The following is an 11,899-nucleotide window of genomic DNA, read 5'->3' as shown; positions in this document are numbered from 1 at the left end:
CATAAACGATTATCTCGTAACAGCCGCTCTTTGTTGATCATTTCAAACCTTTATTCTCTAAGTTAAACCTCTTTTTATTCTCAATAGCGTGACAAAAAATGCAAGTCTCTATTCAGCAACTAGTTTACTATTAGGAAGGGTAACATTTTGTATATTTATTAAATTTTGCATAGCGTAATTCCTCAAAGTTAATTGATGAATGCATACTTATGTTGATTAAGTCGAATAGGTTAGGGTGGGTAATGACTTCTTGTTCTGTAACTATTTCTTCAATGTGTCGAGGAATATCCCAAAATAGACCAGGAGTGCAGGCGCTATCATAATGCCGATAACCAGTAGCTCTTGCCCGCCTAAATGAATGTTTCCTAATTCGCAACGTTTAAACCTGATTTGTGGGTCAATGACGGTATCGGCGTGCGCAAGATGTCCAACTATCATTTCAAAGGCAAACGCTGCACCGATAAACAATAATGTCGTGATTAATAATTTGACGATGTTAAGTTTCATGGTTGAACCTCCGATATAATTAGCGTCTAGAAAGGTATGTCTTGGTCTTCAAAATCAGATTGATGAATAGGGTTACTGGTTGGTTGGCTTGTCGTTGGCATATTCAGTTTACCCTGGCTTTCCAGCGTTATTTTCTCTTTCCGGTTGCCCAATATTTCAATGTCATTGACCAGAAATTCAGGTGATATCCTTTGCTGACCGGATTTGTCTGTCCATTTATTCTCTTGATAGGCAGTGGTAACACGAACAAAAGTGCCTTTTTGTGCATGCTTCTCGATATATTCGGCTATTTTCTTAAATGCCTTACAATTAATCCATGTTGTTTCGTCTATCCATTGACCGTTACTATCTTTCCTTGATTTACTAATAGCTAGAGAAAATGTGGTAAATGGAATAAAAATATCGTTACTGGGAATATAGCGGATATCTAATTTGCCGATGCGTCCGGTAAAGTTACATTGGTTTTGGTTTGACATTTAAGCGACCTCTTTTATTTCAAGTGCTTCTTTTTTGGATTCGTAAATTTCTTGTGCTTTAGTTTGCTCTGGTGTATCTTTCAATGCCTTATAAGCGTCAGCAAATAATATTTTCAGTTCATTCATATTTTTTGCTTGGTTAACAGAATCCGTAAATAACATTAAATGTATTTCAGTCTGACTTCTGCCATCACTTAGCCATTCATTCAAGCGTTTACCTACATTCTCATTAATCACTATAAAATCAGCATTGCTAAACAATCCTGTTCTATCTTTACTTGCTGAAGCTGTATGTGTTTCATGGTTTAAATCTAAAACGGTGGTGAACTCATATTCTATACCGTCTCGTTGTTCTGATTTCATGCCGAGTTTATCGACTCCTTTCTTGCCATTTCCTTTATCCACTTGCGCCGTTTCTGTTTTACTACGCATTGTTGCAATAATGTTCATATTTGAACGGAGAATTGAATTGATAAATTTGTTATGTCTGGGCGTTATATCATTCCATGCTGACCAACTATTTCCCTTGTATTTGGTGCTTGTAATGGCATCCAATATTTCAAGGCATCCCCCTGTTCCGTTCCATTCATGCGTTATACTGTCAATAATAAGGTTGTCGTAGCTAGCTTCTTGTGCAATATTCATTGCCTGAATAAAGCGTTCAGGGGTGAAGGGTGGGTCAAGTTCAAGCACATCAAAATTAAAATAATTTGAATATAATGAAGCACTTCCTTTTTCAGTATCAATAACTGCTGTTTTGCCACCAAGTCCTTTGGCAATAGTGAGTGCGCCATAGGTTTTTCCTGAACCACTTGGTCCTGTTAAAGCGAGCCGGAGTTTTGCTTTTTTTCTCATTGCCTTGGTAAAATTCATTGTTAATCCCCCATGTATCTGCCTTGACCGTAACCTCGGTCATCTTCATACTTGCTTGTTCGCGGTTCTTTAGATTGCCAATTAATCGGTGATTCAATGATTGAATCATTCAGTTTTTTCAATCGGTCATAATGCGATTCCATCGCAAATTTCTTTTCTTTGGTGGAGGGTGAAAGTGGCGTTTTTCCTTGCTTCATTACCTCAATTTGTTCCATTGCATAAGCAGTAGCTTCCTCTTTTGAATAACATCTTCTATCGTCAGTTAATCGTGGATTGTTCATGTAAAATCTCCTCGAAAATCCTGCCAGCTGATAGGGACATTTTGTTGTCCCAGTACTTCACGTTGATGTTCATATTTGTTATGCTCCTTAAGCTCATTACTTTTTCTTTGCTCCTTGAGCAACTGAGTCAATTCAAATAAAGTCATGGGTTATTCCTATCTTGCTAACAGTAAAACGAGGTTTGCCAACGCGATGATTAGCACGGTGGGAATAATTTTTAAGCTGTCTTTTCTGGCGAAGCTGTCACTACTTAAGACGTAGCGAAGCCCCTGCTGTTTAAGCTGGTTCATATTTTTAGCTCTCGATTGGTTTAAAAGTTCAAAATAAACAATAGGTTAAGAGGCTACCCGATAATATCGGGTTGGTTAATTTGTGCGTAAATATTATTTACTCGCAGATGTGCTAGCGTGAATGTTAATTAGGCTGCTATTCCTAGACTTAAGAGTTTCGCTAATTTAGCAATCCCTTTAGGTGTGATACGAACCTGTGTTTTTGTTTCATTAATGCCATTAGTGTGTGTAATCGTTGTTACTTTGTGCTCAATCAGTCCCTGTTGAATTTTGTCTTGATAACCAATCCAGGGACTACCTAATCGTCTGTAAAGCCATTTGTTTTCACTCAGGAAATTAAATAGGTCTTTGGGGCGTAGTTGTAATTGTTTAGCAGCATCAGTCACGCACATAGCACCGTCGGATTTAGCGATGCGTTCTAAGGCGGCTACATCGGGCTTCATTTCTGCTATTTTATGAGTGAGTTCTTTGTTGTGTTTCTTTTCCTTTAATAAGTTTTCCAATACAGCAATTTCATCATTAGGATTAAATCCGAGTAATTTCTCCTGCTCGAGTTGTTGCCATCTATCGACTAATCTTGCGGTAAATTCAGGGCAGAGTTGAGCAACCACAATGATGCTATTTCGTTTTCCTTGTTCTTCCTGAAATACATAAACGTCAGTGAAGCGATTTGGGCTATTTGATTGTTTATTCTCAACTTTCTCAGATTGAGGAAGTTGGATAATTTCACTCTTAGCCAATGTTTCAATAGTCCGTTTTACGTTGTCGTGACGTTTGTTAACGAGTTCAGCAATTTCTAACGAAGTCATTTGAAGTTTACTAGTGATTAAGTTCATGTTAGATACCCTTTAGTTAATGGCGGTTGATAATGGTTCGATTTCTGAAAGTTTGATGTTTTCAATAAAATAGGTATCAATGGCTAACTTTTCTGCCATTTCAGCGGCAAGCCTTAGCGCTTCAGGAAGTGTTTGTGGAATAACATGTGTAGCAGTTTTTGCCTGTCTTTCACATTCAATAAAGTACTGTCTGGCCTGTTTTCCTTTTTCGTTACGCTCAACCATTGATAGCTCTTTCGCCATATCGATACTGATGTAGTAGTCTTTCATCGGACGTTGGCGAGATTTTGCACTCCCCGATTTTGGGGAGCTCAAATTTTCTACAATTACGTAGTCTTGGTTTTCAACAAATCCATACTGGTTAATTCGGTCTTCAATCCATGTGGTAAAATCCTTGCCAACTTCTAGAAATTGATGTAAATCACGAGCATTGACTGTTTGGATTAATTCGCCATTGATGTTTTTTGTTTCGATGGTTATCAAATTTTGCATGTAAGAATTCCTCAAAGTTAATTGATGTTTGAGTATTGATGTTGATTGATGTGGCACACGCTTCCGTTTGGAACGGAGACGTGCTAAAGGAAAATCAGCTATTCAGAGAGTTTTTTGATTAATTCATCTTTGTGAATAATCATATAACCCGCACGACGACCAATTTCGAATAGTGAATCAAGTGAGGCAACATATTCGTTATCATGAATAACACGAGCACTATACACTTTGCCATTTGGAAGTAGAGTGAGTAAAACTTTATTGGTTGCTCCGGTTACAGCGATAGAATTGTTAAGTTGTTCTTCCATGCGATTAAATTCTGCAATGTAGGCTTCCTTGAATTGCGCTGCTTTCTTTCCTGTGAATCCCATCACCAAGAATACGAAGCCGTCTTTGGTCATTTCGTACTCTTCGTATACATTTCCGTTATGTTCAAACGGAACCCTCGAAAAGTTGATGGTTAAGAATTGCTCAGAGCATTCTAGATTTTTGATTTTTTCAATGACATGAAAATGCTGTTTACCAAAATATGAAGCTACTTGGCGAGAGGTAGTTATAGCTTTCCCATCGTGAATAAATACATTAGGAATGGTTGTTATTTGACTATTCATATTTTACGTCCTCGTAGATTTATAAAACCCTAGTTTCAGTAGGGCGGTCGGGTACTTGAAACCCGCTACGAGACGGCCAACAGTTTTCCCCTTTTCAGGGTTTTGTATTTTCTGTTCGCTACCCGACCATAATCTATGGACGTAAAAAAACCGCTAGACTGTCGGGTGCGGATATCCGCTCGTAGAAGGTGGTTTCAAGCACCTGATATAGAATATAGCGCATGATTTCTTCTTTCGTCAATGGGTATTTAAAATGTTAATGTATCGCCGCAATCCCGTTCATCATGACGCTTAGCAATCCAGGAAACTGGCTATCGTAGAAATGTGACTGCGTCTGCCGGGGATGGTTTGGGTCAGTCAAATTTTTACCAAACTGTAATCCGTTTTCTGTCAGTGGCCAGAATAGTTTTTCTTTATCAGGATGTTTGCTACTTGGACGCGATTTACGTTCAGCAAGTCCGAGCAGTTGTAGCCGTCGATAACCAGATTGTGCCGTATAAGGTTTCCCATGAAGCAACAAAAGCTCCGTAAAAGAATGCGTTACTTCGCTTGAACCCGTTAAACTCCCTTCTGGTGCATCAACAGCGTAAGCAGGAAGTATATCCGGCATGCCAAGAGAAGACTGTAGCTTTTTCATTCCACCAAGCATACCAGAAGGTGCGATACGCAATTCTTGTTTGCAGAATGCCAGCATTGCTAATCCAGCCTGAACTTTATCGGTTAGCGGTTGGATAGGTGTAGAAATAACTTCATCAAAAGTACGAATCACTTTGAGATGGAAAGCTGCACTAATCCACATGGCATAAGCATAAACCAGTTCTTTAGCAACGTAGGTTCCCTGCTCGATACCTCCTCGAATGACCGATACCGGAATTCCGCCCTCGCTCAAAAATTGCTCAAGTAACTCTTGAGTTTGTTTATTAGCAAGCCAATATGCAGGACTGTCTTTTTTAAGATCACCAGCAGCACGATGTAAATCATTCAGACAATAACGCCCGAAAGCGTCTTGACGAACAACGGTATTTTCAATAACCACTAATTTAGACATAAAATATTTCTCCGTAATTAAACGAATTAAGGTATTAACGTGAAAGATTTTGCAGATTGAACCCTAAACCCGTTATACTTACCAAAAAGGAGGATTCCCTATGGGTCAGGTTGCATTTGATACACTACAGGCATCAGAAGAGCTTCAAACGGCTGGACTTACTAGTCAGCAAGCTAAGGCTATTTCACTTGTTGTACGTAGATCACATGAGGTTGCTGATGTGGCGACTAAAGCTGATATTGTTGAAGTCAATCGCAATATTGCTGATGTTCGCAAAGACTTATCGGCTGAGATCGCAGATGTTCGCAAAGACTTATCTGCTGAGATCGCAGATGTTCGCAAAGACTTATCTGCTGAGATCGCAGATGTTCGCAAAGACTTATCTGCTGAGATGAATTTACGTTTCGAGAAAACAGATGGTCAAATAGCGTTGATTCGTAAAGACGTTGAAACTATTGCTACTGGACTACTTTTAAAACTTGGTGGTGTAATCGTTGTGACTATTAGTGCTGCAACAGCAATACTGAAATTCTTTTAATTCTTGCACTATAATTATCAGTGGGCTGTTAGCTTAATGGTATAGCAGAGGGTTTAATTCTTCGATTGCAGGTTCAAATCCTGCACAGCCCGCCAAATGCTATTTAACGATTTTGTTAATTTATGATTTTCTTTATTCAGGTATTTATTTTGCTCAGTCAAATAGTGAATAAAGGTCTTGAGGGCTTTCGTATATTCGTCTTCTGCATCCAATGGCTCAAGATTAATGATGTAATGAGCGTTATTATCACCATCATAAGCCATATCTATAAAGTTAACCAAGCCTGGATGGTTTGACGTCACAATGCGTGGATTGTCCAATCTCATTATGTGTACTCCTTGTTAACATTTGCTGAAAGATTAGGATGCGTGCCGAGTGCTTCTCGGTGTCCGATTACAGTCGTGACGGACGGGTAAACGCAATCAAACTATATTTAGCTATTGAAAGATAATTTATAGTGTGTTGACTGTCCCACGAGCGCATAGCCGCATTCACACATCCTTAAATTGATTGTGAGTTAAAAATAATGCAAGTTTATTAATTACCCTGATTTAACTTTAACTCACTATAAATAGTAGGATATTCTGTTTAATATACGATAAGTGATTAAGCGAGCTGTGATTTGGGCAGGAAAGTTACTGCAATTAGAGAATAATCATCAATACTGGTATTTTTATTTATTCTTCTTTGTAAACTAGAAGCAAATCGTATAGGGTTTTTTAATGTTTCGATAGCGAATCTGGGGCGTTTTTCCCAAAAATGATGAGCTCCATCTGACATAATGTACAAATTCAAAAGCCCATTATTTTCAGTAAGTTCAGAAACTGGATAGCATAGCTTCTGGTATTGAAGTTGAACGACTCTTGATATAGCCGTTGTGAGTTTATTTTTTCCTTTAATATTTTTTAACTCTTTTTTTGTATATATTTTTTCATCTAATAAACTTTGATGTACTGTATGGTCTTTAGATAATTGGATTAGTTTATTTTTATTTTTTACATAAATTCTTGTATCACCAATATGCCCTATGTGGACACTATCGTTGTTAACATAACAAAAAGTTAGGGTTGTTGCGGAATGATATAAATCAGGGTTTTCATCTGAAATTTTAAAAATCTCATCCTTAATAGTGCTGAATATAGAATCTATATTTATATCATGGTCTAAAACCATTTTTGATAGGTAATTAATAGCTATTTGAGAGGCTAATTTAGCACCATTATATGAACCCACACCGTCAGCTATGGCAAAGATGTAACCATTACCTATTTTTGATGGAGGTAAAATAGAATCCTGATTTTCCTTAGTATCGTCTCTACCATAGGAGAAGAAACCACAATTTAACAGCTCTATCATTGCTCTCTCCTTTCAATCACTTTGTTAAAGCCAACTAACATTTCTGAAACAGATTGGTACCTATCTTTACATCTTAGATTAGTACTCTTACGTATAATGTCATCAACACCGCCAATAGCTGAAATATCCATTTCTTCCATTATAACTCCTAGTGCGTAGATATCTGACTGTATACTATATTCTCCCCTCTTCGCCTCAGGTGACATATACTCTACAGTTCCTAACGCAATTTGAATCTTTGTTAATATCTCTGATTCAGATTCGTTATTTGAGTTTTTTATTAGACCAAAATCTGATACTTTATAAACATCATTGTTAAATTTTAGAATATTAGCGGGTTTTAGATCTCTGTGAAGATAGCCTTTCTGATGAACATAAATGACTCCCTTTAAGATCATTTTTGTTATTTCCACTTTCTTATTTATATCTAATATATTTTCTGAAAGTTCTTTTCTGAGATCTGTTTGCGAAAGTTCCATGATGAACCAAGGATTGTCGATTTCCATGTGATGCATACATATATAGACAATATTAGAATGTTTACAATTAGCTTGATAAAAAACTTCTCGTTTAAATCTTCTTCTCAATTCATCATGAGTAAATATTGAGCCAACATATTCTTTTTGAACTGATAACGTTTTTCTAGCATATTGCCCAGCTAATTTTCCATTCAAATTGAATAAGTTTATTAATTCAACTTTACCAAAAGTACCATTACCAATTTCTTCAACTGGTTCAATTAAATAGTTACCTTTTCTTTCCATACTTTTAGCCTTTTTTGAGTATGGACATAATTTACTATTAAATTAATGAGTAACCAACACGAGTTTCGCTCGGGCATATAAAATTCTAGAAATGGCTTAAAAGCAATGATTAATCTGTAACTTAATAAGACGTATAAATTTACTTAAATTACAATAAGTTGTTTTTAATTTATAAGGTTTTTTCTATTTATATATTATGCTGAATTAAACTTAAAAATAGAGTGTTTTTTTATTGGTGCGAAACTCGTGAATATCTGACATCACATTTAGCCTGAAAAATCATTGCACTGAGAAGTGCTTTTTTATCGACCGTCAAAATCATTTTGATACCTTTAACAGTTAGCGGTGACTCCAAAGTTGGATTTAGGGTTAGAATATAAAAAAACCGTTAGGTCTAGGTTTTTTCGCTGGGTTAGAATTCAGTTGGTATTGATATTTAAGTCAATGGGTTTGACACATCTAAGCTCACCGTTGGTGAGTTTATACGAGCTATTTTTTATACCTCCCGTACTCCCTATAGCCCTTTTAACCTTAATATTTCCTTGTTCAAGTTCGTTTAACCAACGATGTGCCGTGACTTCAAGTGGTTCATTTAGTGTTCCAATAGTACAAGGAAGGTATCGCTCAATCTGTATCCAGATGTTGCCACGCCGAGCAAAGAATTTTCCATTCTGTGTTGCATAATTTGTGCTATAAATTCTCGGAAATACAAAAGTCATTTTAGTCGTTCCTTCTTCCGTTATTTATCAATTAGCAGTGATTCCAAAATATGATTTAGGTTTATTGTTAAACCGTCTAGAAGTATACAAAGCTGCAATAGGAAGACAGCAGTTATTAAATGCGTCATAAAATTTAGTAGGGCGAATTGATATTGCTTTTTCTACACGACTCATCACTTTTCTTTTTAGTGAAAGGATAGGGCGTTTGATGTCTGGATTTGTTTGTTGCTGAGAGGGTTTGCTTGGATTTAAGGCTGCTTTCAGTGCCATATTAAGTGCTTTGTTATATTCATAAGCTGCTTGCCTAGCGCTTCTACGCTCATGTCTACGACGACGAGCATTATCATAACCATGAAAGTTACACATATTACCTCCTACAATGGGTTTTGGTGGTGTGTGCCGGAGCTATCCGGATTATATTTACAGTCATATTGGTAGTACCCTGGTGTTGGTTTTAACTTTATGGCTGTATTTTGGTTATTTCACACACCCCAAAACCGACTGTTTGGGTGTTTTATGGTTCGCTTTTTCAGCGAAAGGGTGTTAAAGAGCGGTACTGCTTAACTGTCGTCACTTGCCTTCATGTTCATACGCCTCGGGCTGGCTACTTGGCAACGTCTGGCAAGGTTTCAGATAACTCGTGGTATTGTCTGGCGTTTACCTGTTGCAGTGAGTTGATGAACATAACAATATCTTAAGTATTAATTTATGTCAATACTTTAAGTATTAATTTGTTTTTCGTTTTATGGTGATAAAAAATATATTTTTGTCAGCGGTAAAAAAGGATCTTGAAAACAAAGAGGAAGGGTGAAGCTAGGGGGATTGGTAGGTAATGGGTTAAATATGCTGCAAGAGTTTCTGTGTGTTAAAGAAATGGATATAAGGAGAAGTGTTTATTAGGGTAGGGTGAGAGGGTAATAAAACCCTCGGGGTAGCATTTAATTATTTGCTATCACTTGGTGTGGTATTTTGTTGAGTTGGTTGTTGCATATAAATTACTGTTGGTTGTTGAGGTAATGGATCAGATTTTAACATACCAACAAAAGCAGGAATAAGTGCAATTAACGCAATAATGATACCAAAAATAGTTAACCTAGTACTCAATCCTGATTGAATACCAGAGATCGCTGTATTGATTCCTGATATAGCAGTGTTAATACCATCAATTTTACCATTAATAGCAGTATTGATGCTGTCAATTTTGCCATTAATAACGGCATTATTAGATTCAATTTTAGTCTCAATTGACTCAAACTTAACTGATATACCAGAAAGAGTAGTATTAAGATTAGCCATATGAGTATTTTGCTCTTCTCGCCACTTAGCCATTTCTTCTCTCATACCAGAAGATATAGTCTGAACTTCAGCTTTATTTTGAGCTAACTTTGCATCTAACTCATCTTTGGTCATAGTAAAATTCTCTTCTGGGCTTTTTTTGTTTATTTTAGTTTCAATTTTACTTGAAAATTTTTTATTGTGTTGTTTTATTATATCAGACGGTGCTTTAGATGAATAGAATGATTGTTGCTGAGAACTTGAAATGATGCCGTACTTGCTAGATGAACTTCTATTTTTGGCTATGTCATCAGAGTAAGAATGGTGTTGATTGGATGACATTTATTCGCTCTCCTTTGAACGTTCATGCTGCTCTAAAATATATTTAGCGAGTTGTAGAAGCAATGTCTCAGGCATCCTGATATTTGCAATTGTTTCTCTTGCTAGTTGGGTTTTTTCATTATCAACCCATTCAGTTACATGTTTAAAAAATGATATTGATCCTATTCTGTTTTCTATATCTCCAAAAGACGAATAGCCAAAGTGATCAGCATATTGGCTGGTGCAGCTAACACTTTCTTTAAATATAATTTTGTTGTCTTCGTTTTTTTTCTTATTGTTGCTCATCTTTATCTCCTAAAATGAATATGGCAAACCTGAAATTTAAAATCATATCACATTATTTACTTTATAAATATCAAACAATTATCATAATTATGACGCTTTTCTTGATTTTTTCTCTTTTGCTTTCATTTCCTTATAGATTCGTTTAAGATTAGCCCTAGCAATTTATTTGTTTTGATTTTTCTATAGTAACGCTTCTAATTAAATTTTTGGAAAAATACATTAAGATACATTCTTTTTATTTTTTATTATTAAAAGCTCTTCAAAAATTGCATCATAATGCGTTTTCTTAGCCCTCAGTTCTAATAATATTCTATCTACTTCATTTTTTGGAAGATTTTTGATTAATTCCAAAATTTCTTCTTGAATTGGATCAAGTTGATAAAATTTATTATTTTTTTCATTACAACCCTGATCTTTTATTAATTCTGATATTTCTTTTATTTCTTCTGCTATTGATGGGCTGATGTCCTTAGGGTCAACTCTTAAAAGTTTAGAAAACACACACACAACCTTAACATTAAGAGAATTTCTTCCATTCAAGTAATGCCCAACCGCACCTTGACTAATATCAAGTTCATCAGCTAAGAATTGTTGAGTTAACTTCAATTCTTTCTTCTTTGAATCAAACAAAGCCTTTAGTCGTTTGCAATCTTCAAGTTGTTCAGGCGTTAATTTTTTTTCATATTTCATAATTCATATTTTAATAACGTTAGTATTAAAAATGCCAGTACTTAAGGTATTGATATTTTTTAGTATCTAAAGTATTATTCTGGGGTTGTGGAGGAAACTTATGCTAAAAATACCTTTATCAGACTATCTAAAAGAAAATAGTCAAGAAAAAGCAGCAAATTTAATTGGTGTACATCAAACTGCGATCAGCAAAGCAATTAGAACAGGTAGAAAAATTTTTTTGATACCTAATAAAGATGGAAGATTTACAGCAGAAGAACATAAACCATTTCCAAGTAATAAAAATTAGCCACACCGCTCTTTAACATCCTGGCCTCCCTGAAATTGGGAGATTTTAAATTCCCAGCCCATCGGGAGGAATAACTATTATCTAAAACTTATGGAATTAATTATAGACATGGAAACCACGATTACACGCAAATCAAATGCAAAAAATATTGAAGCCAGAATACGCAATGGTATTAAGGTGCATTCAGCAATAAGAATTGCACAGGCTATTGGCGTAAATCCTTCACA

General features: G+C 35.9%; 16 protein-coding genes and 2 pseudogenes. 2 read left to right on the top strand and 16 right to left on the bottom strand.

The window, feature by feature from the left end; genetic code table 11:
- Positions 1 to 261: 261 nt before the first annotated feature.
- From CBG25_RS12890 to CBG25_RS12850, 9 genes and pseudogenes are all read right to left on the bottom strand, one after another.
- Positions 262 to 507, bottom strand: a complete 246-nt coding sequence (locus CBG25_RS12890) for a hypothetical protein (protein WP_290607100.1) — start codon at positions 505 to 507, stop codon at positions 262 to 264.
- 26 nt (positions 508 to 533) lie between these two features.
- Positions 534 to 983, bottom strand: coding sequence for a single-stranded DNA-binding protein (locus tag CBG25_RS12885; protein ID WP_290607099.1), 450 nt, complete (start codon positions 981 to 983; stop codon positions 534 to 536).
- On the bottom strand, positions 984 to 1,856 hold the full coding sequence (locus CBG25_RS12880; RefSeq protein WP_290607098.1) for an ATP-binding protein: 873 nt from the start codon (positions 1,854 to 1,856) through the stop codon (positions 984 to 986).
- A 2-nt stretch (positions 1,857 to 1,858) separates the two neighbouring features.
- Positions 1,859 to 2,137, bottom strand: coding sequence for a hypothetical protein (locus CBG25_RS12875; RefSeq protein WP_290607097.1), 279 nt, complete (start codon positions 2,135 to 2,137; stop codon positions 1,859 to 1,861).
- Positions 2,134 to 2,283 carry a hypothetical protein gene (locus tag CBG25_RS12870; protein ID WP_290607096.1) on the bottom strand — a complete coding sequence of 50 codons (150 nt, stop codon included), beginning with the start codon at positions 2,281 to 2,283 and terminating at the stop codon, positions 2,134 to 2,136. Before CBG25_RS12870 ends, CBG25_RS12875 begins: the two co-directional genes overlap by 4 nt.
- Before the next feature lie 272 nt (positions 2,284 to 2,555).
- Positions 2,556 to 3,263 carry a phage antirepressor KilAC domain-containing protein gene (locus CBG25_RS12865; RefSeq protein ID WP_290607095.1) on the bottom strand — a complete coding sequence of 236 codons (708 nt, stop codon included), beginning with the start codon at positions 3,261 to 3,263 and terminating at the stop codon, positions 2,556 to 2,558.
- A 156-nt stretch (positions 3,264 to 3,419) separates the two neighbouring features.
- A pseudogene (locus tag CBG25_RS12860) lies at positions 3,420 to 3,755 on the bottom strand (antA/AntB antirepressor family protein); the annotation flags it as partial.
- A 284-nt stretch (positions 3,756 to 4,039) separates the two neighbouring features.
- Positions 4,040 to 4,366 (bottom strand): annotated as a pseudogene (locus tag CBG25_RS12855) (Rha family transcriptional regulator); the annotation flags it as partial.
- Positions 4,367 to 4,622: 256 nt separating this feature from the next.
- Entirely contained in the window at positions 4,623 to 5,414 is a 792-nt protein-coding gene (locus CBG25_RS12850) for a KilA-N domain-containing protein (RefSeq protein WP_290607094.1), read from the bottom strand.
- Positions 5,415 to 5,514: 100 nt separating this feature from the next.
- On the opposite strand from CBG25_RS12850, the gene CBG25_RS12845 reads away from it, so the two are divergent.
- Positions 5,515 to 5,952 (top strand): hypothetical protein, encoded by a 438-nt coding sequence (locus CBG25_RS12845; protein WP_290607093.1) that lies wholly within the window; start codon positions 5,515 to 5,517, stop codon positions 5,950 to 5,952.
- A gap of 53 nt (positions 5,953 to 6,005) precedes the next feature.
- Here the strand turns inward: CBG25_RS12845 and CBG25_RS12840 are convergent, their stop codons facing one another.
- The 7 genes from CBG25_RS12840 to CBG25_RS12810 form a co-directional block, all read right to left on the bottom strand.
- Positions 6,006 to 6,278: a hypothetical protein gene (locus CBG25_RS12840; protein ID WP_290607092.1), complete on the bottom strand. Its 273-nt coding sequence runs from the start codon at positions 6,276 to 6,278 to the stop codon at positions 6,006 to 6,008.
- Between the two features lie 280 nt (positions 6,279 to 6,558).
- Positions 6,559 to 7,308: a protein phosphatase 2C domain-containing protein gene (locus tag CBG25_RS12835; protein ID WP_290607090.1), complete on the bottom strand. Its 750-nt coding sequence runs from the start codon at positions 7,306 to 7,308 to the stop codon at positions 6,559 to 6,561.
- The gene (locus tag CBG25_RS12830) at positions 7,305 to 8,072 is read right to left on the bottom strand and encodes a serine/threonine-protein kinase (protein WP_290607088.1); all 768 of its coding nucleotides are present in this window, start codon (positions 8,070 to 8,072) and stop codon (positions 7,305 to 7,307) included. The genes CBG25_RS12835 and CBG25_RS12830 overlap by 4 nt, the downstream gene beginning before the upstream one ends.
- A gap of 746 nt (positions 8,073 to 8,818) precedes the next feature.
- Positions 8,819 to 9,157 (bottom strand): hypothetical protein, encoded by a 339-nt coding sequence (locus tag CBG25_RS12825; protein ID WP_290607087.1) that lies wholly within the window; start codon positions 9,155 to 9,157, stop codon positions 8,819 to 8,821.
- A gap of 576 nt (positions 9,158 to 9,733) precedes the next feature.
- Complete coding sequence (locus CBG25_RS12820; RefSeq protein WP_290607086.1) at positions 9,734 to 10,408, bottom strand: hypothetical protein; 675 nt, start codon at positions 10,406 to 10,408, stop codon at positions 9,734 to 9,736.
- On the bottom strand, positions 10,409 to 10,693 hold the full coding sequence (locus CBG25_RS12815; RefSeq protein ID WP_290607084.1) for a hypothetical protein: 285 nt from the start codon (positions 10,691 to 10,693) through the stop codon (positions 10,409 to 10,411).
- A gap of 219 nt (positions 10,694 to 10,912) precedes the next feature.
- Positions 10,913 to 11,383, bottom strand: coding sequence for a helix-turn-helix domain-containing protein (locus CBG25_RS12810; protein ID WP_290607082.1), 471 nt, complete (start codon positions 11,381 to 11,383; stop codon positions 10,913 to 10,915).
- 100 nt (positions 11,384 to 11,483) lie between these two features.
- Between CBG25_RS12810 and CBG25_RS12805 the strand changes: the two genes are divergently transcribed.
- Positions 11,484 to 11,672: a Cro/CI family transcriptional regulator gene (locus tag CBG25_RS12805; RefSeq protein ID WP_290607080.1), complete on the top strand. Its 189-nt coding sequence runs from the start codon at positions 11,484 to 11,486 to the stop codon at positions 11,670 to 11,672.
- The last annotated feature ends 227 nt before the right edge of the window (positions 11,673 to 11,899 follow it).

The sequence above is a fragment of the Arsenophonus sp. ENCA genome, assembly GCF_002287155.1.
GTDB lineage: Bacteria > Pseudomonadota > Gammaproteobacteria > Enterobacterales > Enterobacteriaceae > Arsenophonus > Arsenophonus nilaparvatae.
This window is presented reverse-complemented; position numbering and strand designations above follow the sequence as displayed.